Source organism: Stenotrophomonas sp. 1337 (genome assembly GCF_031455455.1).
GTDB lineage: Bacteria > Pseudomonadota > Gammaproteobacteria > Xanthomonadales > Xanthomonadaceae > Stenotrophomonas > Stenotrophomonas indicatrix.
This window is the reverse complement of sequence record NZ_JAVDSR010000010.1, coordinates 132,542-153,698: the sequence shown is the minus strand read 5'-3', so window position 1 is coordinate 153,698 and position 21,157 is coordinate 132,542. Positions and strand designations below refer to the sequence as shown.

The following is a 21,157-nucleotide window of genomic DNA, read 5'->3' as shown; positions in this document are numbered from 1 at the left end:
AGCACCGCAGGTCCGGCGAGGGCGAAGAGGCGCGGGTGTCTGAGCGCAGCGAGTTCCGCGCCGTCCCTCGGCGGACCGAGGAGCGCACGGCACCGGCGTGCGCAGCACGTCGGCTCGCGGCCGGCGGAGCGTTTCTTTTGGTTACTTTTCTTTTCGCGAAAAGAAAAGTAACGCCCGACCCAACGTCAGTTGTACGCCAAGCCAGCCGCAAGGCAGAAATCAACCCAGCATCTCCAACCCCCGCACTTCGGTGATGCCCAACCCCGGCACATCGCTGATGCTGATCTCCGACTCGTTGAAGCGCACCCCGCCGCTGACCGGATCGAACTGTCCCAGCGAGGGGCCATCCAGGTCGACCTTGGTGATCACATCGCTCTTGGCTACCGCCAGGTGCACCGCTGCAGCCACGCTGATGCTGGATTCGATCATGCAGCCGATCATGCACGGCACGCCGTAGATGCCGGCGATGTCGGCAATGCGGATTGCGTTGGACAGGCCACCGGTCTTCATCAGCTTGATGTTGATGATGTCGGCGGCGCGCTGCTGGATCAGGTCCATCACCTGGCTCGGACTGAACACGCTCTCGTCGGCCATCACCGGGGTGTTGACCCGATCGGTTACGTACTTCAGGCCGCTGATGTCGGCGGCCTTGACCGGCTGCTCCAGCAGTTCCAGCACCACACCTGCATCTTCCAGCGTGCGCATCGCATGCACCGCCTGCTTGGCGGTCCAGCCCTGGTTGGCATCCAGGCGCAGCAGCGCGCGGCCTTCGACGGCGGCATGGATCGCCTTGACCCGCTCGATGTCCACGCCGATGTCCTTGCCGACCTTGATCTTCAGCGACTCGAAGCCGCGTTCGATCGCCGACAGCGAATCGGCCACCATCTTGTCGATGTAGTCCACGCTGATGGTGATGTCGGTGGTGATCACCGGGTCGCCACCACCGAGCATCTGGTACAGCGGCGCGCCATGCAGCTGCGCCCACAGGTCGTACAGGGCGATCTCCACCGCCGCCTTGGCGCTGGTGTTGCGCTCCATCGCGGTCTGCACCAGCGTGCACAGGCGGTTGAGGTTGACCACCTCCTGGCCGATCAGGCGCGGGGCGATGAAGTGCCGGATCGCTTCGATGATCGAGCCGTGGGTGTCACCGGTGATCACCGCGGTGGCAGGCGCCTCGCCGTAGCCGGTGTGGCCGCTGTCGGTGCGGATCAGCACCACCACGTCCTCCACGGTTTCCACCGTGCGCAGCGCGGTCTTGAAAGGGGTCTTCAGCGGCACGCGCAGCATGCCCAGTTCGATGGCGGTGATCTTCATTCAGGGGTTCTTGGCACGCAGGCGTTGGATGTTGGTGATGCGATCGATGTAGCGGACGCTGTCGCTGGCCATCATCGGCTCCAGCGGGGTGACCGATACGCCATTGAGGTGGGCCTGCACACGCTTGCCGTCGGCGCCGAACCAGCTGCCGCCCGCGGTATCGTGGATCACCCAGGTGCGGCCATCGACGTGGCCGATGGCCATCATCACGTGGCCGGGGATGTAGACCAGGTCACCCACCTGCAGATCGGTGACGGCGCGGTCGCGCACGGCCTTGCCGTCCTTGGCGGTGAACGGCAAGCGGTCCAGCGCGGGACTGACCGCCTGTGCGCTGGTATTGCGTGGCAGCAGCACGCCGAAGCTGCGGTAGATCTCCGATACGAATCCACTGCAGTCGCGGGTGTCGTAGTCGTGGCCCCAGCCATAGCGCTCGCCAAGGAACTTGAACGCTTGCTGCAGCAGCAGGCGCGGGGTCAGCGGCAGGTAGTCGGCGGCGGTCTCCTGCGAGCGCGGCAGCAGCGCCGGCACCAGCTTCAGGCGGCCATCGGCCTCGCGCACCGGCAGCTGCACCACCCACGAGGCGTGCGCTTGTTGCCCGTTCACTGGCTCGGCGGCGGGCCAGTCGGCCAACACCGGCAGGCGCACGCCCATGTCCAGCTGCAGGCGCGATACGCGCGGTTCTTCGGGTGTGTAGGCGGTGTGCGCTGTGGCGGCGGTGACGACGCGGTACGGGCCCTTCGCGCCGTAGCCGAGCACCGTGGCCTTGTCACCGCTGGCCACCGCGTCGGCTTCGATCCATGCGCTGTAGCGCTCGCTGTGCACGAACAGCCAGCGGCCGTCGGTGCTGCGGTGGACGACGGCAACCTTGTCGCCGGGGAACAGTGCCGACTCCTGGAAGCGGTCGATGTCGGTATCGCCGACGGTGCTGAAGACACGCTGGCGGGTGGGGAAGGTGCGCAGCGCGGCGCGCTTCACCACCAGGGCGTAGTCCGGCGACACCTGCGACGGAACTGCGTCGAGACCGAGGTTGGCTTCGATCGCGCTGCGCACGTCCGGTGCGATGGCGCGGCCCTTGTCGTCATACAGCGCCCGCGTGGGCCAGCTCGACAGCGCGCCGATGCTGTCACGCACCTGTGCCGTGCTGAGCTGCGCAGGCAGGGTGGCGATGTCCTGGATGTGCTTGTCCTGCGCGCGCATCCGTGCGTTCTGCGCCTCGATCTGCGCGCGGTCCAGGATAGGTGCGTCGGCATTGTCCAGCCGTGCCGCCCAGTAGTCCGCGGTGAGGTAGGCCTCGTGCAGGCCGATCACGTAAGGCAGCGGGGCGCCGGGGTCGGGTGCAGGCGTGGCCGCCTGGGTGAATGCGGGTGCGCCCAGCAGGCCCAGGGCCAGTGCCAAGGTCAACCGGTGCGGCCAGTGCCGACGCGGTTCGCGGGAAGCCAGGATCATGCGCTGCACACCCTCCTCGAATGCCTGTTGGAATATTTATTCCTTTCGGCCCCGAAAGCAAGAATAAATTATTGACCGGTCTTCCGGCCCGTGTTACACAGCCGTTACCACCCGCGCTTGGGAAGTGTCGCTGTGGATCCTGCCGTTCGCAAACCGTCTCTGCCTGCCGCTGCCGGCCTGTGTGCCGCGCTGCTGCTGTGGGCGTCGGCGGCACCGGCCGCGGATCCGCGCAGCGCCACTGATCGCGAACGGGAAACGCAGCTGATCGATCTGGTCGACAGCGGTCGTTTCAGCGATGCCGATGCGTTGCTGGCGACCGCTGGCGATGCTGCCGAAAGCGCGTTCCAGCGCGAGCGCATGCGCCGCATCAGACTGGATTTCTCCCTTGACCAAGCCGCAGCCAAAGCAGCGGTACGCCGCTGGATTCCCGACCTGACCGACGAGGAATTCGCGCGCTGGGACCAGCTTGGCCTGATCGAGCATCTCGACATCGATGGCACGCGCTGGTACTTCAAGCGCGCACCATCGAACCTGTTCCTGCTCAGCGATGAAGCGCGTGCACGCCGCCGCGCGGATGCGCCGATGCCGGCGCCGGGCCCCAACGAGGTGCTCAACGCGCATCACGCGCGCGTGGTTGCCGCCGCCGAACAGAGCGGCATGGCATCCGTGCTGCCGCAGCGCATCGAATTCACCCAATCGTTGACGGTCAAGGCGGATGCCGTACCGGCCGGCGAAACCGTACGTGCCTGGATTCCGTACCCGCGCGAGATTCCCGGCCAGCAGGAGCGCGTGCAGTGGAGCGGCAGTGCACCAGGCAAGGCTCGAGTCGCCCCGGCCAGCACCCAGCAGCGCACCGCATACCTGGAAGCCAAGGCGGTGGCCGGGCAGCCGACGCACTTTGAAATCCGCTATGCGGTGACGATCTTCGCGCGCCACACGGCAATCGATGCGACGAAGGTGAAGGCCACGCCGGATGACCCAGCATTGAAGCCCTATCTGGCCGAGCAGCTGCCGCACGTGCGCTTCACGCCGGCGCTGAAGCTGTTCTCCGACCAGGTGCTGCAGGGCGAGACACGCCCGTATGAAGTGGTACGCAAGCTGTTCGCCGCGGTCGACCGCATTCCATGGGCCGGTGCGCGCGAGTACTCGACCCTAAGCAACATCAGCGACTACGCGTTGCGCGCCGGTCATGCCGATTGCGGGCAGCAGACACTGCTGTTGATCGCCCTGCTGCGCATGAACGGCATTCCCGCGCGCTGGCAGTCGGGCATGGTGTTCTCCGACGATGGCAGCGGCTACAACAACCTGCACGACTGGGGCCAGGTCTACCTGGCGCCCTATGGCTGGCTGCCGATGGATGTGACCACCGGCGCGTTGGCCAGCGACACGCCCGCGCTGCGTGACTTCTACCTCGGTGGCCTCGATGGCTACCGCATCGCCTTCAACGACGATTTCGGCCAGGCGTTCGTGCCGGCCAAACAGCACTACCGCTCGGAAACGGTCGACTCGCAGCGCGGCGAGGCCGAGTGGTCAGGCGGCAACCTGTACTTCGACCAATGGAGCTACGACTTCCAGTGGCGGGTACTGCCAGCCGGGCAACGCTAGCGCGACACACCACCCCACCACCATTCAATTCTTGCAGGAGAGAGCAGGGGATGAAGGCTTACAACATCAAGCGGGCGGCCTTGTGCGTCGCCCTCGGCGCGTGTCTGGCCACACTGGCGCCCAGCGCATTCGCACAGGACGGAGCCGTGGTCGGCCGCCTGACCAGCGATGCCGGACAGGTGCCTGCCGGTGCCACCGTTACCGTGCGCAACCCCGCCACTGGCTTTGTGCGTTCGGTGCAGGCCGACAGCAAGGGCAGCTACCGCATTCCGCTGTTGCCGGTCGGCACCTATGACATGGAGGTCAGCCTGCCGGGTGGTGCTGCCAGCCGCGTCGGCCAGGTCACCGTTAGCCTGGGCAGTGCAACCACGGTGAATGTGCCGCTGGGCGCGGTCAGCACGTTGGGCACCGTTGAAGTACGCGCGCCGCAGGTGGTGTCGATGGTGGACGTGAAGTCCACCGAGTCGGCCACGAACATCACCCGCGAGGAACTGTCGCGGCTGCCGGTGGACCGCGACATCACCGCGGTGGCGCTGCTGGCGCCTGGCGCGGTGAAGGGCAAGGGCTCGCTGGGTGGACAGGGCATCTCCTTCGGTGGTTCGTCGGTGGCGGAGAACACCGTCTACATCAACGGCCTGAACGTCACCGATTTCTACAACCGGGTCGGGTTTTCGTCGGTGCCGTTCTCGTTCTACCAGGAGTTCCAGGTGAAGACCGGCGGCTACTCGGTGGAGTTCGGTCGCAGCACTGGCGGCGTCATCAACGCCGTCACCCGCTCGGGCAGCAACGACTTCAAGGCCGGTGCCGAACTGGTGTTCGAGCCGCGTGCCTGGCAGTCGCAGGCGCGCGACCGCTATGACGGCGACGGCAGCCGTTACATCACCGCCAGCCGTGACGACTACTCGCGCAGTGCGCTGAATGTGTTCGCCTCCGGTGCGCTGGTGCAGGACCGGCTGTTCTTCTTCGGCATGTACGAAGCGCGCGACTACACGCCCAATTCGACCAATGATGCCGGTACCGTGTTCAACCGGGGTACCGCCGATGATCCGTTCTGGGGCGGCAAGCTGGATTGGCAGATCACCGACAACCAGATGCTGTCGCTGTTCGGATTCTCCGACAAGAGCGATACCGTCACCGACGTCTATCGCTACGACCATGACACCGGCACTGTCGCAGCCGAGCGCAACAACCAGATCTACAACACGGTGGGCGGCAGGAACTGGTCGGGCACCTACAGCTGGCAGGTCAACAACGATCTGACCATGAAGCTGATGTATGGCGAGAACAAGCGCAACCGCACGCAGAGCTCGTTGATGGACGAGAACTGCAACCGCGTGTTCGACAACCGCACTGCCAGCCAGGGCGTGCCTTCCAACCTGCAGGGTGACCGCAGCTGCACCAGCAGCTCGCAGCTGGAGTCGGCGCTGGATACGCGCAAGGCCGCGCGCGCCGACTTTGAATGGTCCATCGGCAACCATCTGCTGCGCTTTGGCCTGGACCGCGAAGAAAACACCTCCGACTACGAGCGCGCCTATCCCGGTCCCGGTGGCCTGCGCTACGACATCTACTACCGCACGCCGGGCAGTTCACTCAACGGCGGCACCGTGCCCGCCAGCGGCCTGGTCGCGCGTACCCGCCGCTACGAAGTGGCCGGGTCGTTCGAGACCATCAACTCAGCCTACTACCTGGAAGACAACTGGCAGGTCACCCCGAACTTCCTGCTCAACATCGGCGCGCGCGTGGAAGGGTTCGACAACAAGGGCGGCGACGGCGACAGCTACATCAAGATCGACAACATGATCGCGCCGCGCCTGGGCTTCGCTTGGGACGTGCGTGGTGATGGCACCACCAAGGTGTTCGGCAACCTGGGTCGTTACTACCTGCCGGTGGCCAACGTCATCAACATCAAGCAGGCCGGTGGCTTCCTCGATGAGCGCACCTGGTATGAGTTCCTGGGCTACACCGGCGCCGCCAACAACGTGCCGAACCTGGGCGGCCAGATCGGTCCGGTCGACAATTCGCAAGGCGATGGCAGCGTCCCGGACCTGCGCGCCGAAGTGAACCGGGACATGGATCCGGTCTACCAGGATGAGGCGATTCTAGGCTTCCAGCACATGCTGAGTGAATCGTGGTCGGTTGCCGCAAGCGTCACCTACCGGCGCCTGAGCAACGCCATCGATGACATGAACATCACCGCCACCGGCCAGTGTGGTGCGATCGACGGCGTCTGGATCATGGGAAACCCCGGGCGCACGAACACAGTCTGGGGGGACACCAATTGCGATGGCAGCAACGATGGCTGGATCGACATCGACACCTCCAAGGAAGGCTGGGCGTTGTATGACGACGACGGCAATTACGTGGGCCAACGCGGCTGGGTGAAGCCCAAGCGTGACTACAAGGCGCTGGAACTGCAGGTCGATCGCGCGTGGGATGGCAAGTGGGGCTTCAATGCCTCCTATACGCTGGCCTACGGCCGCGGCAACGCCGAAGGCCCGGTCAACTCCGATACCGACTTCGCCGACGCTGGCCGCACCGAGAACTTCGACAACCCATGGGTGAACTACCGCGGTTATGGCTATCTGGCCAATGACCGCCGCCATCAGTTCAAGTTCCGCGGCAGCTACGCGTTGACCGAGAATCTCAGCGTGGCCGCCACCCTGGGCGTGCAGTCGGGCAGCCCGATCACCCGCTTCGGTGCGGGCAATCCCTTCGACGACACCGACTTCCACAGCTATTACGTGTGTGTGTCCAACTGCCAGTCGACGGTCCCCTCCGAACGTGTGTTCGTGCATTCGCCGCGCGGTGGCGATGGCCGTACCCCGTGGACCTACGATCTGGACGTCAGCGTTTCCTACAAGGTGCCGATCCCCACTGACCTGCGCCTGAAGCTGGCGGTGTACAACGTGCTCAACCAGCAGCGCGTGGTCACCGTGGACCAGGACTACGAGCCGCAGGACAGCATCGGCACGCCGAACCCGATATATGGTTATGGCACGGGATTCCAGTCGCCGCGCTATGCGCAGTTGACGGTGACCTGGAATTATTGAGGATGCATCTGCGCGCCGCCCTGCGGGGCGGCGTGGCGTGATGAACGCCGTACCTGCCTGCGCGCTGCCTGACGGAGACTGACTTGCATCGTCTGTTGCTACTGGCTGCAGCAATGGCCATCCCCACCGCCCCAGCAGGGGCGGTGGACACCGCACGCCTTGACGCCGACATCGCCTTCGTGGGCCAGCACGAGCACCTGCCGGGGCTGGCGATGGCGGTGGTCGAGGATGGCCAGGTGGTCTATCGCCACACCGAAGGGGTGCGCGGTGACGGTGGCCGCATCGACGAAGACACGCTGTTCAAGATCGCCTCCAACAGCAAGGCGATGACCGCCGCGCTGCTGGCCACGCTGGTGGAGCAGGGCAAGCTGCGCTGGGACGACCCGGTACGCCGCCACCTGCCGGCGTTCCGCATGCATGACCCCTGGGTGGGCGAACACCTGCAGGTGCGCGATCTGCTGATTCACAACAGTGGCCTCGGCCTGGGTGCCGGTGACCTGATGCTGTGGCCCGAGCCCAATGCCTTCACCCGCAGCGATGTCATCGCCGGGCTGGCACACCTGAAGCCAGTCACCAGTTTCCGCAGCGGCTACGCCTACGACAACCTGATGTACGTCGTTGCTGGTGAGGTGGCTGCGGCCGCCGGTGGCAAGCCCTATGACCAGCTGATGCGCGAGCGGGTGTTTGAACCGCTGGGGATGACCCGTTGCCAGGTGGGCGCATGGTCGGTGAAGCAGGTCGGCAATGTCGCCCAACCGCATGTGCGTCGCGATGGCCGCAACGTGGCGGCCGGTGCCGATGGAACGCTCAGCCCCGATCTGACGTCGATGGCGGCCGGTGGCATCCGCTGTTCGCTGCGCGACATGACGCGCTGGATGCAGGTGCTGCTGGACCCGGCGCTGGCACCGGCGTGGTTGAGCGCCGAGCAACGCCGCATGCTGTGGACGCTGCACATGCCGATGCCGTTGGGCGAACGCCAACGCAAGTGGGACAACGCCCACTTCTATGGCTATGGGTTGGGCTGGCGGGTGTCGGACATGGACGGGCACTGGAAGGTCGCGCACACCGGTACGCTGTCGGGCATGTATTCCTCGCTGGCGCTGCTGCCGGATCGCAAGGTCGGCGTGGTGATGCTGATCAACGGCGAGGCCGAAGAAGCCCGCACCGCGTTGATGCAGTCGACGCTGAAACAGTTCACCGCGCCGGATGACGCGCAACCTGTGGGGTACTACCTGGCCGAGCTGAAGGCCGATCAGGCCGCGCGTGCCGCCACGGAAAGTCGTGCGCCCTCCACCCGTGCGGCGCAACCGGCCGCCGCCACCGATCTGGCGCAATGGCAGGGGCGTTACCGCGATCCCTGGCTTGGCCCCGCCTCGCTGTGTCCCACCGCCAACGGCCTGCGCTTCAGCGTCGACAAATCGCCCACGCTGCAGGCAACGGTGCAGCAGCTGCACGGTCGCTGGCTGCTGCAGTGGGATACGCTGGAACCCTCGGCACAGGCGTGGCTGAATCCCGATGCAGGCACGCCGACGCTGGAGCTGCGCGCCATCGATCCGGAGATCGACTTCAGCTATGACTTCCAGGACCTGCATTTCACTCGTACTGGCGATTGCCCAGGCAGCGGCGGCGCACGCCGCTGAGCCACCACGCATCTCGCCCGCCACCGACGTCACTGCGGCGGGACTGGTGGAGATCCGCACGCTGTCGCCGCGCATCGAGATGGACATCCGCTACGCCGGTGCCAACAACTTCACCGCTGCGCGCGTGCCCGGCTATGAGGCGCCCGCGTGTTATCTGCTAGCGCCGGTGGCAAAGGCGTTGGCCGCTGTGGAAGCTGATCTGCGCGCGCAGGGTTTTGGCTTGCGCCTCTACGATTGCTATCGCCCGGTGCGCGCGGTGCAGGCGTTCATGGCCTGGGTGAGTGATCCGCAGGAACAGTCGCGCAAGGCGCTGCAGTATCCGGATCTGGACAAGCCGCAGCTGCTGAGCGACGGCTACATCGCCGAGCGCTCCGGCCACAGCCGTGGTGCCACCGTGGATCTGGGCCTGCTGGATTGCCGCAGCGGGCGCTGTACGCCGATGGACATGGGCACCGATTTCGACTTCTTCGGCCCGCGCGCGCATACGCAGACGCCCGGCCTGAATGACGCACAGAAGGGCAACCGCCAGCAGCTGGTACAGGCGATGGCACGGCGTGGTTTCGCCAACTATGCGCAGGAGTGGTGGCACTACACGCTGCAGCCCGAGCCGGACCCCGGTACCGCCTACGACGTGCCGGTGCGGTAAGGGGGTGTCGGCAGGGCTGCGCCCTGCACCCGCCGAATCGACGGCAACGGCAACGGCAACAGCAACAGCAACAGCAACAGCGGGCATTCCGTGGGATAGCGGGGTGGGGCCGGTTGCGGGGGCCGCTGCAAGTACGTCCATGTAAGCTCGGTCGCGCCATCCATGGCGCTCACGCCCCCGCAACCGGACCCACCCCGCCTTCGACAGATTTCCGCGATCTGTCGGAATGGCATGGCGTGCTCCTGGTGGGTGTCGACCTTGGTCGACACAGTAGATCCACGCCATGCGTGGATGTTCTTCGTTCAATTGTCGAAATATTCGATTTGATGGAAATCCATCCACGCATGGCGTGGATCTACTGAAGCCGCCGGTACTCGTCTGGGGAAGAGCCCCCTGAGTCAGGGGGCGGCCGCGAAGCGGCGGGGGTGTGGAAGCTGGTAAGGGGGGCCCGCGGTTCGCGCAGCGAAGCGTGGGAGCGACAGCGCGTATGCGATGGCGCGTACCAGAGCGCAGCCCTGCCGATACCCCTTACACTGGCCGCCTTCTCCTGCGTCCCCGCCTGATGAACCTTCCCCTGCATTTCGGCCTGCTCGGTACGCTTGAGGCGGGCCTCATCGCCCTGCTGGTCGGCCTGCTGGTGTATTTCCTGTGGCACCACCTGTGCCGGGTGCTGCACTGGACCGTGGGCCATGCGATCGGCTGGTCGTGCGTGATCGCGGTGATCATCTCCGCCGGCATCGATGCCTGGAAGCTGTTCTACATGGGCATCGTGCGGCTGGAGTCGCCGCTGTATGCGCGCCTGTTCCTGTCCACCATCCACGATCCGAACGAACTGGGCAGCCGCGTGGTGCTGGAGATCGCCGGTGCGCTCTCCGGTGTTGCATTGGGATGGGTGTTGTTCAGTTCGCGGTCATCGGAAAAAACCGTCGACTGACGCAGGTTTTTCGTTCGCTGCCGGTTAAATCCTGCAGCGCTGAATGCTCGTCTTACTGTCTGCTCACTTCACACTAACCACCGCGCTAACGCATGCGTCTGCGCCAGTGGTTAACCATGCGTGTTCGAGGGAATCGCGGCGCAAAATCGATTCAGAAACGCGGTGGCAGGGTAGGTGCCGTGCGGAGACAACGACCGCGCACTACCACCCTTCAGGAGACACCCCAGATGACTATTCGCAACCGCAAGCCCCTGATCGCCCTGATCGTCGCCGCCGGCAGCGTGTTGGCCATCCCGGCGATGGCGCAGTCGGCCAAGCAGCAGGCCGCGCATGCACAGAACGAAGCGGCACAGGCCCAGCAGGCGGCGGCACAGGCAGGCCAGGCGGCTGACCAGGCCACCGACGCGGCCGCAGCAGCCTCGGCGCAGGCCAACGGCGGTGGCCAGACGTGGGCCAGCATCGATACCGATGGCAACGGCACCATCAGCAAGAGCGAGTCGCAGGTGAATGCGGGCCTTGCGCAGGTGTTCGACCAGGCGGATGCCAACAAGGACGGCCAGTTGAGCGCCGACGAGTACAAGGCCTACGTGGCCGCCCAGCAGGCGGGTGCCGGCGCGGGTGGCACGGCCGCAGGCCAAGGTCGCTGATCCACGGTTGAATTCGGGACAACCGGTGCATGGGCAACCCGGGTGGCTTCGGCCACCCGGGTTTTTTTCGTCATCGCCGCGCCTGTATCCTAGGGCGATGAACACCTCCACGCCTGCGCCCTCGCGCGCCATCGGCCTGGTCGGTTTTGACGGTGACGACACGCTGTGGAAGAGCGAGGACTACTACCGCAAGGCCGAGCAGGATTACCTGGACCTGCTGTCGCGCTACATCGACGTCCACGACACACAGACCGCCCGCCACCTGCTGGAAGTGCAGCAGCGCCACCTCGGCGTGTTCGGCTACGGGGTGAAGAGCATGACGCTGTCGATGATCGAAGCGGCCATCGAGATCACCTCGCAGCGGATCGAAGCCAAGGACATCCAGCGCATCCTCGATATCGGCCATGACACCCTGCGCCACCCGGTCGAACTGATCGACGGCGTACGCGAGTCGGTGGCCGCCATCGCCGCGCAGTACCCGGTGGTGCTGATCACCAAGGGCGACCTGTTCCACCAGGAAGCCAAGATCAAGGTCGCGGCGCTGGCGGACCTGTTCCCGCGCATCGAGATCGTGTCCGAGAAGGACCCGGAAACCTATGCCCGCGTGCTGGCCGAGTTCGACCTGCCGATGCAGCAGTTCGTGATGGTCGGCAATTCGCTGCGCTCGGACATCGAACCGGTGATCACCCTCGGCGGCTGGGGTATCCACACCCCGTACGCGGTGACCTGGGCGCACGAGACCCAGCACGGCGTGGCCGACGACGAACCACGCATGGTCAACGCCGATACCGCCTGGGACTGGCCGGCGGCGCTGGCGACGATCGAGGCCAAGGCCGCTGCCGCGGCCTGACACGGCGCGGCCGCTGCGGCAGAATCGAAGCATGAAACTGCCACTGCGCGCCCTGCTGTTGTCCCTGCTGCTGGCGCCGGCCATCGTGCTGGCGCAGCAGACCGCCGAACGTTCGGCGACCTATGAGGTGGATACCGGCGATGCCTGGGTCGACACCCAGCTGGCCGACATCAACCACTACGCCGAGCGTTACCCCGATGCCTTCCTCGACGAGGTATCGCGCTACGCCGGTGTACCGCGCGGTTACATCGCCGCGCTGGCAACCACCCACCGGTGGCAGGCCGGCGACATCTATTTCGCCTGTTTCTGGGCCAAGGCCAGTGGCCAGACCTGCCGCGACAGCGTGCGTGCCTTCAGCCAGGACCCCGAGGGCGGCTGGGCCGAGGTGGTGAAGCGGATGCCGGCCAAGCCACAGAACCTGCACTACCGGGCCGTTCGCCACGCCATCGTGGCCAGCTACGAGCACTGGGATCGGCCGATCACCCTCGATGCCACGCTGAAGCGCCAGCTCAAACGGTAGTGCCGGCCGCTGGCCGGCAACTGCATGCCCCCGACGCACGGTGGTTGCCGGCCAGCGGCCGGCACTACCCATCGCAGGTCATGTTGCTCTGCGTATCGCCGCCGCCGCGCGCTCCGGCGACAATACGGGTCCGAGCTGTTCCCCGATCCCGTAATCGAGTGACTGATGAGTGCCTCTTTCGTTTCGCCTGATGTGATCCGCCGCCTGTTCGCCCAGGCCATGTCCCGCATGTACCGCACCGAAGTGCCGTTGTACGGCACGCTGGTGGAACTGGTGGAGCGGATCAACACGCAGGTCCTGGCGCAGGACCCGGCGCTGGCCGCGCAGCTGCTGCGCAACGACGAGCGTGCCCGCCTGGATGAAGAACGCCACGGCGCGATCCGCGTCGGTACCCCGCAGGAACTGGCAACCCTGCGCCGCCTGTTCGCGGTGATGGGCATGTACCCGGTGGGCTACTACGATCTGTCGGTGGCCGGCGTGCCGGTGCATTCCACCGCCTTCCGCCCGCTGACCGCCGCCGCGCTGGCACTGAACCCGTTCCGCGTGTTCACCTCGCTGCTGCGCCTGGAGCTGATCGAAGACGAGGCACTGCGTGCGCAGTCGGCCGAAATCCTCGCCCGCCGCCGCATCTTCACCGACGAGGCACTGGCGCTGATCGACCAGGCCGAGCGTGACGGTGGCCTGACCCAGGCCGATGCCGAGCGCTTCGTCGAACAGGCGCTGGAGACCTTCCGCTGGCATGGCGACGCCACCGTCGACCTGCCGACCTACCATGCCCTGCACAAGGCGCACCGGCTGGTGGCCGACGTGGTCAGCTTCCGTGGCCCGCACATCAACCACCTGACCCCGCGCACGCTGGACATCGACGCTGCGCAGGCGGCGATGATCGAGCAGGGCATGGCCGCCAAGGCGGTGATCGAGGGCCCGCCGCGTCGCGCCTGCCCGATCCTGCTGCGGCAGACCAGCTTCAAGGCGCTGGAAGAGGCCGTGCACTTCCCGGGCAACGAAGGCGGCGACGCCGGTACCCATACCGCGCGCTTCGGCGAGATCGAGCAGCGCGGCCTGGCGCTGACCGCCAAGGGCCGCGCGCTGTACGACCAGCTGCTGACGCAGGCGCGCGATGCCGACGGCGCGGGCAGCACTGGTGGTGATTATGGGCAGCGCCTGCAGGCGGTGTTCGCCAGCTTCCCGGATGACCACGACACCCTGCGCCAGGAAGGCCTGGGGTATTACCGCTACCAGCTGACCGACGCTGGCCGCGCCGCGCCAGAGCGCGTGGCCGATCTGCCGGCCGAAGTGCTGGTTGCCGCTGGCCTGGCCACGGCCGATCCGATCGTCTACGAAGACTTCCTGCCGGTCAGCGCCGCAGGCATCTTCCAGTCGAACCTGGGCGGCGGTGAGCAGCGCGCGTACGCCGCCCATGCCAATCGCGAGGCCTTCGAACAGGCGCTGGGTGCGGCGGTGAACGATGAGTTCGAGATCTACGAGCGCATCCAAGCCGAATCGCTGGCGAGCCTGCGCACCTGATGCGGAACACCCGCCGGGCATGGCCCGGCGCTACCAAGGTGCGATGCGGGGTAGCGCCAGGCCATGCCCGGCGAACCGGCAATACTCAGGCCTTCATGGTGCCCGTATCCAGCCACCGCTGGTGCCACGACAGCGCCTCCGGCAGCAGGTGCGGGGTGTGCTTGCCGTAGCTCTCGCGGCTGGCGCGGTCGAAGTAGTCCTGCAGCTGCGCGCGGAAATCCGGGTGCGCGCAGTTGTCGATCAGCACCTGCGCGCGCTTGCGCGGGGTCAGGCCACGCAGATCGGCCAGGCCCTGTTCGGTCACGATCACCGACACGTCGTGCTCGGTGTGGTCGACATGGCTGGCCATCGGCACGATCGCCGAAATGGTGCCGTTCTTCGCCGTCGACGGGCTCAGGAACGCAGACAGGAAGCCATTGCGCGCGAAGTCGCCCGAACCGCCGATGCCGTTCATGATCCGTGTGCCCATCACGTGCGTCGAATTGACGTTGCCGTAGATGTCCACCTCGATCATGCCGTTCATGCCGATGCAGCCCAGGCGGCGCACCAGTTCCGGATGGTTGGAGATTTCCTGCGTGCGCATGATGATGCGCTCGCGGTAGAAATCGATGTTCTCCTTGAACGTCTCGTTGGCCTGCGGGCTCAGTGCGAAGCCGGTGCACGAGGCATAGCTCAGCACGCCGTCGCGCAGCAGGTCGAGCATGCCGTCCTGGATCACTTCGGTGAACGCGGCCAGGTCGCGGAAACCACTCTTGGCCAGGCCGGCCAGCACTGCATTGGGGATGTTGCCCACGCCCGACTGCAGCGGCAGCAGGTTGGCCGGTAGGCGGCCGCGTTTCACTTCGTGCTGCAGGAACTCGATCAGGTGCGCGGCAATCTGCTCGCTGGTCGCATCGATCGGGCTGAACGGGCTGTTGCGGTCGGGGCCGTTGGTGCGCACCACGGCCACGATCTTGTCCGGGTCGCAGCGCAGTGCGGTCTCGCCGATGCGGTCGTTGGCATTGACCAGCGGAATCGGCTTGCGGTGCGGCGGCAGCGCGGTGCCGTAGTAGATGTCATGCATGCCATCCACGCCGGCCGGCTGCCACTCGTTGACCTCGATGATCACCTTCTTGGCCAGGTCCAGCCAGGTCTTGTTGTTGCCCAGCGAGGTGGACGGCACCAGCGAGCCATCCTCGCGGATCGCCGAGACCTCGACCACGGCGGTATCGATCTCGCCGTAGAAGCCGAACCAGACGTGCTGGGCGACGTGGCTGAGGTGGATGTCGATGTAATCCAGCTTGCCCTCGTTGATGCGGTTGCGCGCATCCGGGTCGCTCTGGAACGGCATGCGCATGGCGATGCCATCGGCCTTGGCCAGCGCGCCATCGAGTTCCGGCGCGGTGGAGGCGCCGGTCATCAGGCTGATCTGGAAGGGCAGGCCCTGGGCATGCACCGATTCGATGCGGCGGGCCAGCTCAACGGGAACGGCCTTGGGGTAACCGGAGCCGGTAAAGCCGCTCATGGCCACGGTTTCACCGGGCTGGATCAGCGCGGCTGCGGCCTCGGCGGAGACCACGCGGTCACGAAGACGCGCGTTGGCGATGCGATCAACAGTCATGACGACAGCGTTTCTGGGGGGAATCCCGATTATCGGCCATCCCCTGCCGTACGGGGGGTTCTACCTTCGTGGAATGGTGTTTCCGGCAAGGCCTCTCCCATACCCGTCAGTTTTGTTTTGCAGTGCAGCGTGCAAAGTACTTTCGTACACCGCACGATGGCCCTGCATCCCGACGTGGGGGAGGGAGCAGAGCCCGCTGGCAGTTCGCTGCAAGCGGGCTTTTTTATTGCCTGTCGCCCAAGATGAATGCGCGGATTCCATTTTCGGTAGTGCCGGCCGCTGGCCGGCAACCCCAGCAACCTTCGGCGATATCGCAGCAAGCGGTCACAGCCCTTCGCCGTTGGCAAAGGGATGCGACCCCGCGAGAATCAGTGCATGACCCTCGCCCCCGCCGAATTGCCCGCCACCCTGCAGCCCCTCGTCCACCGCGCGCTGACGCGCCTGGCCCAGGCAGTGCCCGATCCCATCCCGGCCGAACTGCAGCCGATGTTGGTGCAGCTGGCCATCAGCAGCGACTTCGCCCTGGACACCCTGGCGCGCCAGCCCGGCCTGCTGGCGCAGCTGGCCGCGCCGGGCTGCCCGCCGCTGCCGGCGCCGGTGCTCGACCCGCTGCAGCCCAGCGACTGGCCGGCACAACTGCGACGCTGGCGCACGGCGATGTCCACCCGCTTGATCTGGCGCGACCTGGCCGGGCTGGATGACGTGCCGCAGACCCTGGCGGGCGCCACCGCGTTGGCCGAGGACTGCCTGCGCTTGGCGCTGGACGCCCTGCAGCAGGAGTTCGCCCAGCGCCACGGGGTGATCACCGATGACCACGGCCAACCGCAGCAGCTGGTGGTGTTCGGGCTGGGCAAGCTGGGCGGTGGCGAGCTCAACTTCAGTTCCGATGTCGATCTGGTCTACGCCTACGTGCAGGGCGGTGAATCCGACGGTCCGCGCGCGCTGGCGGCCGAAGAGTATTTCGCCCGGCTCGGCCAGCGCCTGGCCAAGCTGCTGGATGAAACCACCGTCGATGGCTTCAGCCATCGCGTCGACCTGCGCCTGCGCCCGTTTGGCAGCGCAGGCCGCGTCGCGCTGTCATTCGCTGCGATGGATCAGTACTTCCAGCGCGAAGGCCGTGACTGGGAGCGCTATGCCTGGCTGAAAGCGCGTGCGGTGGCGGGCGATATCGCCGCTGGCGAGGCCTGGCTGCAGACCCTGCGTCCGTTCGTGTACCGCCGCTACCTGGATTTCACCGCGCTCGACGGCCTGCGCGAGATGAAAGCGGCGATCACCGCTGAAGTCGCCCGGCGCGAGATGCACGACGACATCAAGCGCGGTGCCGGTGGCATCCGCGAGATCGAATTCCTTTGCCAGGCGCTGCAGCTCATTCGCGGTGGCCGTGAGCCGGTGCTGCGTGAGCGGCGGTTGCTGGTCGCGCTGGATGCCCTGGTGGCTGCTGGGCAGATCGCTCGCGATGATGGCGCCGCACTGCGCGAGGCCTATCTGTTCCTGCGCCGGCTGGAAAACCGCCTGCAGATGCTGCGCGATGCGCAGACCCATGTGCTGCCCAGCGATGCGCTGGATCGCGAGCGGATTGCCGTCGGCCTGGGCTATGCCGATTGGGATGCGCTGCGCGACGCACTGCGTGTGCAGCAGCAGCGCGTCAGTACCGAGTTCGGTGCGCTGCTGGCACCACGCAAGGGCCAGGCAGCGCCGGATGCGCTGGCCAACTACTGGCGCAGCCTGCCCGAAGGCAGCAACGCGCCGCTGCTGGCCGAGGCCGGTTTCCTCGATGCCAATGGCGCCGATCAGTCACTGCGCGATTTCGCCCAGGGCACGGGCGTGAAGTCGCTGTCCGATGCGGCGCGTGCGCGACTGGACCGCGTACTGCCGGCACTGCTGCACGCGGCCACCCGTTCACCGCAGCCCGATGCCGCACTCAAGCGCGTGCTCGGCCTGCTGCAGGCAGTGCTGCGCCGTACCAGCTACCTGGCGCTGCTGGACGAACAGCCCAGCGCGCTCGCGCGCCTGGTCGACGTGCTGGCGCGCAGTGCATTGTTGGCCGAACGCCTGGCCGCGTATCCGCTGCTGCTGGACGAACTGCTGGACGTACGCGTGTCCGGGCCGATGCCCGACGCCGACGGCATGCTGGCCGAATGCCGGCAGGTGCTGCCGGTGGAAGATCCCGAATCGCAGCTGCGCTGGCTCAATGAAACTCGCCTGGCGTTGAGCTTCCGCATGGCCATGGCCACGCTGGATGGCCGCCAGGGCGCGGTCGACAGCACCCGGCAACTGGCCGAACTGGCGCAGGCGGTAGTCATCACGGTGTTGGCGATGGCCGAGGCCGATATGCACGCCGCGCACGGCGCTATCGCCGGCGGCCGCTTCGCGATCATTGGTTACGGCAGCCTGGGCGGCCTGGAGCTGGGTTTCGGCTCGGATCTGGACCTGGTGTTCCTGCACGATCACCCGCCGGGTGTGGAAGCCAGTGACGGCGCGCGCCCACTGGAGCCGGGCCGCTGGTATGCGCGCCTGGCCCAGAAGGTGATGGCGCTGCTGGCTGCAGTCACCGCCGCCGGCCGCCTGTACGACATCGACGTGCGCCTGCGTCCGGATGGTGGCAAGGGCTCGCTGGTGTCTTCGCTGGCCAGCTACACGGAGTACCAGCGCGATCGCGCATGGACCTGGGAGCACCAGGCGCTGGTGCGCGCACGCGGCGTGGCCGGCGATGCCAGCCTGCTGCAGGATTTCGAACAGGTACGTGCGCAGACCCTGGGCCGCGAACGTGATCGCGCAACGCTGTATGCCGATGTGGTGAAGATGCGCGGGCGCATGCGCACCGAACTGGACCGCAGCGATGCCGCGCGACTCGACCTGAAGCAGGGCGCGGGTGGCGTGGTCGACCTGGAATTCCTGCTGCAGACCGGCGTGCTAGCATGCAGTGCGCAAACCCCTGCATTGCTGCAGCCGCGTGCCACGCCTGCATTGATCGACGCGCTGGCCGCGGCGGAGTTCCTGCCCGAAGCCACCGCAAAGGCGCTGCATGGCGCGCATGCCACGCTGCTGGAGGTCGGGCTGGCCTGCACGCTGGATCGCCGGCCGCGCTTGGCACCGACCACGCCGGCCATCGAAGAGGCGTGTGCGGCGATCCGCGCTGCGTGCATCGCCGCGGAGCTGCCGTTCGCCTGACCGCCTGCAACGGCGGTAGCAGCTTTGGGTGGGCGCCGATCGTTGGCACCTACCGGGTCAATGGCTCGGCGATGGCCTTCCATTGGTAGGTGCCGACCGTTGGTCGGCACAATCTCTCAGCTGCGATGAACCCTGAAGGAGCGTGCCGACCAACGGTCGGCACCCACCGGGTTCAGGGAGTGTGCCAACCAAGGTTGGCAGCTACCGGATCAAGGGCTCGGCGATGGCTTTTCATTGGTAGGTGCCGACCGTTGGTCGGCACAATCTCTCAGCTGCGATGATCACTGAAGAAGCGTGCCGACCAACGGTCGGCACCCACCGGGTTCAGTGAGTGCGTCAACCAAGGTTGGCAGCTACCGGATCAATGGTCTGGCGATGGCTTTTCATTGGTAGGTGCCGACCGTTGGTCGGCACAATCTCTCAGCTGCGATGAACCCTGAAGAAGCGTGCCGACCAACGGTCGGCACCCACCGGGTTCAAGGAGTGCGCCAACCAAGGTTGGCATCCACCGGTGAGGCGGTCAGCCCGCTGTACGCAGCGGCGCCATCTTCCACAGCAGCGCGCGGAACGGGGCCAGCAGGCACACGCCGATCGCCAGCTTCACTGCCAGGTCGCCCGCTGCCCAGCTCACCCACGGCAGGGTGGAACCGGCGAAGGCGATCGACCAGAAGATCGTGGTGTCCACCGTGGCGCTGCAGGTGGTGGCCACCATCGGTGCGCGCCACCAGCTGCCGCGGCGCAGGCGATCGAATACGGTGATGTCCAGCAACTGGGCCACGATGAAGGCCGAGCACGAGGCGATCGCAATGCGCGGCGTCGCCACCCACACCGACAGCAGCACCGCCACCGCAAACCCGATCCACGCCACGCGGCGGGCCGGGCCCGGGCCGAAGCGGCGGTTGATCAGGTTGCTGACCAGAAAGGCCACCGGGTAGCTGAAAGCACCCCAGGTCAGCCAGTCATTGATCGGGTACTGCACCAGCACGTTGGACAGCAGCACCACCGCGCCCATGGCCAGCACCGCCAGCACCAGAGCGCGGGCGGTCAACGGGGCAAAAACAGGCGCAGGACGCACGGACATGGCGAGCCAGGGAACAAAGGGGATCGCCCATTATCCGCCCGGCCCGCCGCAAAGCCAAAAACGGCCGTTCAGTTTTACAGCTGCTCGCTCAGCGCGTCGCCGGCGGCGTAGGCGGTCGGCACATAGGCCAGGGCCTTGCCGTCACTGTTCTTCACTGTCCAGCCGGCACCGGCGTCGGTCGGGTCGAAGCGCACCTGCTGGCCCACTACGAAACCGGCCACCGGGTCTTCGCCCTCGATCGCCGGCCACTGCAGGGTGGCGGTCTGGTCGGCCTTGTCCGGCACCTGCAGCTGCACCTGGCGCTCGCCAGCGGCGGTGGTCGCCACCTGCTTCACTTCCATCGGCGGCAGCGGTACTGCCGGAGTGCGCTCGGCCACCCGGCCATTGCGCTCGCTGGCCTTGAACGGCGCCTTGGACAGCGCGGCCAGGCCCATCGAGGTGGCCAGCGGAACCGATACCACGATCAGCGAAGTGACCAGCACGCTGGCCTGGCCGCTGTTGATGTGCGGGGCGGCGCCAGCGTGCACGGTCGGCACCGTCAGGGCCGAGAGCAGCAGGGCGGCGGCGGGGGCGCGCAGGGAACGAAGCATGGTGACCTCCTGGTCAGGATGAAGGCAGCGGCTCAGCGCTGCGTATCGAAAATGTCGCGGGGGCCGGTGGCCTCGGGCAGGTATTCCAGTGGGCGGCCCTGGTTGTCGCTCACCCGCCAGCCGTTGCCCGATTCAGCAGGCTCGAAATTCACGGTCTGGCCCACGTTGAACTGCACGGCCGGGTCACCGGGGCGCTTGGGCCATTGCATGGACGCGGTGTTCTGCGGGTTGGCGGGGTCCTGCAGCAGCACTTCGCGGCGGCCATCGACGGTGGTGGAGATGGCGCTGACCTGCATCTGCGGCAGCGTCACCCGCGGGCCCTGGCCGGGGGGCATGCCCGCATCGTTGGTTTCCCCAGCCGCGGCTGCGCGCGCCCGTTCCACCATCGGCGCGGACATCTCCAGGCTCGGCCCCTCGGGCACGCTGTTCTGGATGATGACGATGCGGCGCTCGGCATGTGCCGGCGCTGCAGACAACAGGCTGCCGCACAGAAGCACGGCCAACGCGGAAAACTGCAGGTTGCGCATCATCTTCTC

16 protein-coding genes are annotated in these 21,157 nt (G+C 66.6%); 10 read left to right on the top strand and 6 right to left on the bottom strand.

Features of this window, described 5'->3' with window-relative positions; all coding sequences use genetic code 11:
* Nucleotides 1-219: 219 nt before the first annotated feature.
* Together J2X70_RS14930 and J2X70_RS14925 are read right to left on the bottom strand one after the other, a co-directional pair.
* Nucleotides 220-1,314, bottom strand: coding sequence for a dipeptide epimerase (locus tag J2X70_RS14930; protein WP_025878242.1), 1,095 nt, complete (start codon nt 1,312-1,314; stop codon nt 220-222).
* A complete protein-coding gene (locus J2X70_RS14925) occupies nt 1,315-2,760 on the bottom strand; it encodes an SH3 domain-containing protein (RefSeq protein ID WP_080150761.1) in 1,446 nt (481 codons plus the stop codon).
* Between the two features lie 132 nt (nt 2,761-2,892).
* On the opposite strand from J2X70_RS14925, the gene J2X70_RS14920 reads away from it, so the two are divergent.
* The 9 genes from J2X70_RS14920 (at nt 2,893) to J2X70_RS14880 (ending at nt 14,179) form a co-directional block, all read left to right on the top strand.
* On the top strand, nt 2,893-4,365 hold the full coding sequence (locus J2X70_RS14920; RefSeq protein WP_309911020.1) for a transglutaminase domain-containing protein: 1,473 nt from the start codon (nt 2,893-2,895) through the stop codon (nt 4,363-4,365).
* 50 nt (nt 4,366-4,415) lie between these two features.
* Nucleotides 4,416-7,415, top strand: a complete 3,000-nt coding sequence (locus tag J2X70_RS14915) for a TonB-dependent receptor (RefSeq protein WP_309911018.1) — start codon at nt 4,416-4,418, stop codon at nt 7,413-7,415.
* Nucleotides 7,416-7,498: 83 nt separating this feature from the next.
* On the top strand, nt 7,499-9,055 hold the full coding sequence (locus J2X70_RS14910; protein WP_309911017.1) for a serine hydrolase domain-containing protein: 1,557 nt from the start codon (nt 7,499-7,501) through the stop codon (nt 9,053-9,055).
* The gene (locus J2X70_RS14905) at nt 8,988-9,701 is read left to right on the top strand and encodes a M15 family metallopeptidase (RefSeq protein ID WP_309911015.1); all 714 of its coding nucleotides are present in this window, start codon (nt 8,988-8,990) and stop codon (nt 9,699-9,701) included. Before J2X70_RS14910 ends, J2X70_RS14905 begins: the two co-directional genes overlap by 68 nt.
* Nucleotides 9,702-10,263: 562 nt before the next feature.
* Entirely contained in the window at nt 10,264-10,635 is a 372-nt protein-coding gene (locus tag J2X70_RS14900) for a hypothetical protein (protein ID WP_059065767.1), read from the top strand.
* Nucleotides 10,636-10,862: 227 nt separating this feature from the next.
* The gene (locus J2X70_RS14895) at nt 10,863-11,282 is read left to right on the top strand and encodes an EF-hand domain-containing protein (protein WP_025878233.1); all 420 of its coding nucleotides are present in this window, start codon (nt 10,863-10,865) and stop codon (nt 11,280-11,282) included.
* Nucleotides 11,283-11,379: 97 nt separating this feature from the next.
* A complete protein-coding gene (locus J2X70_RS14890) occupies nt 11,380-12,132 on the top strand; it encodes an HAD family hydrolase (RefSeq protein ID WP_032975604.1) in 753 nt (250 codons plus the stop codon).
* A 31-nt stretch (nt 12,133-12,163) separates the two neighbouring features.
* Nucleotides 12,164-12,652 carry a hypothetical protein gene (locus J2X70_RS14885; RefSeq protein WP_033830185.1) on the top strand — a complete coding sequence of 163 codons (489 nt, stop codon included), beginning with the start codon at nt 12,164-12,166 and terminating at the stop codon, nt 12,650-12,652.
* 165 nt (nt 12,653-12,817) lie between these two features.
* Entirely contained in the window at nt 12,818-14,179 is a 1,362-nt protein-coding gene (locus tag J2X70_RS14880) for a VOC family protein (protein ID WP_140228259.1), read from the top strand.
* An 85-nt stretch (nt 14,180-14,264) separates the two neighbouring features.
* Here J2X70_RS14880 and J2X70_RS14875 read toward each other — a convergent pair whose 3' ends face one another.
* Nucleotides 14,265-15,779: an acetyl-CoA hydrolase/transferase family protein gene (locus J2X70_RS14875; RefSeq protein ID WP_080150722.1), complete on the bottom strand. Its 1,515-nt coding sequence runs from the start codon at nt 15,777-15,779 to the stop codon at nt 14,265-14,267.
* A gap of 375 nt (nt 15,780-16,154) precedes the next feature.
* On the opposite strand from J2X70_RS14875, the gene glnE reads away from it, so the two are divergent.
* Complete coding sequence (glnE, locus tag J2X70_RS14870; RefSeq protein WP_309911009.1) at nt 16,155-18,950, top strand: bifunctional [glutamate--ammonia ligase]-adenylyl-L-tyrosine phosphorylase/[glutamate--ammonia-ligase] adenylyltransferase; 2,796 nt, start codon at nt 16,155-16,157, stop codon at nt 18,948-18,950.
* A gap of 520 nt (nt 18,951-19,470) precedes the next feature.
* On the opposite strand, the gene J2X70_RS14865 is transcribed toward glnE, so the two are convergent.
* From J2X70_RS14865 to J2X70_RS14855, 3 genes are all read right to left on the bottom strand, one after another.
* A complete protein-coding gene (locus J2X70_RS14865; RefSeq protein WP_025878224.1) occupies nt 19,471-20,031 on the bottom strand; it encodes a queuosine precursor transporter in 561 nt (186 codons plus the stop codon).
* Nucleotides 20,032-20,105: 74 nt separating this feature from the next.
* Nucleotides 20,106-20,621: a hypothetical protein gene (locus J2X70_RS14860; protein WP_025878222.1), complete on the bottom strand. Its 516-nt coding sequence runs from the start codon at nt 20,619-20,621 to the stop codon at nt 20,106-20,108.
* A gap of 32 nt (nt 20,622-20,653) precedes the next feature.
* Entirely contained in the window at nt 20,654-21,148 is a 495-nt protein-coding gene (locus tag J2X70_RS14855) for a hypothetical protein (RefSeq protein WP_025878220.1), read from the bottom strand.
* Between the last annotated feature and the right edge of the window lie 9 nt (nt 21,149-21,157).

Bases quoted from the DNA above. Each gene is read 5' to 3' on its own strand.
- J2X70_RS14900 (WP_059065767.1), top strand. From the start codon at position 10,264: ATGAACCTTCCCCTGCATTTCGGCCTGCTCGGTACGCTTGAGGCGGGC.
- J2X70_RS14915 (WP_309911018.1), top strand. From the start codon at position 4,416: ATGAAGGCTTACAACATCAAGCGGGCGGCCTTGTGCGTCGCCCTCGGC.
- J2X70_RS14930 (WP_025878242.1), bottom strand. From the start codon at position 1,314: ATGAAGATCACCGCCATCGAACTGGGCATGCTGCGCGTGCCGCTGAAG.
- J2X70_RS14860 (WP_025878222.1), bottom strand. From the start codon at position 20,621: ATGCTTCGTTCCCTGCGCGCCCCCGCCGCCGCCCTGCTGCTCTCGGCC.
- J2X70_RS14855 (WP_025878220.1), bottom strand. From the start codon at position 21,148: ATGCGCAACCTGCAGTTTTCCGCGTTGGCCGTGCTTCTGTGCGGCAGC.
- J2X70_RS14865 (WP_025878224.1), bottom strand. From the start codon at position 20,031: ATGTCCGTGCGTCCTGCGCCTGTTTTTGCCCCGTTGACCGCCCGCGCT.
- J2X70_RS14880 (WP_140228259.1), top strand. From the start codon at position 12,818: ATGAGTGCCTCTTTCGTTTCGCCTGATGTGATCCGCCGCCTGTTCGCC.
- glnE (WP_309911009.1), top strand. From the start codon at position 16,155: ATGACCCTCGCCCCCGCCGAATTGCCCGCCACCCTGCAGCCCCTCGTC.
- J2X70_RS14905 (WP_309911015.1), top strand. From the start codon at position 8,988: ATGACTTCCAGGACCTGCATTTCACTCGTACTGGCGATTGCCCAGGCA.
- J2X70_RS14925 (WP_080150761.1), bottom strand. From the start codon at position 2,760: ATGATCCTGGCTTCCCGCGAACCGCGTCGGCACTGGCCGCACCGGTTG.
- J2X70_RS14890 (WP_032975604.1), top strand. From the start codon at position 11,380: ATGAACACCTCCACGCCTGCGCCCTCGCGCGCCATCGGCCTGGTCGGT.
- J2X70_RS14895 (WP_025878233.1), top strand. From the start codon at position 10,863: ATGACTATTCGCAACCGCAAGCCCCTGATCGCCCTGATCGTCGCCGCC.
- J2X70_RS14875 (WP_080150722.1), bottom strand. From the start codon at position 15,779: ATGACTGTTGATCGCATCGCCAACGCGCGTCTTCGTGACCGCGTGGTC.
- J2X70_RS14885 (WP_033830185.1), top strand. From the start codon at position 12,164: ATGAAACTGCCACTGCGCGCCCTGCTGTTGTCCCTGCTGCTGGCGCCG.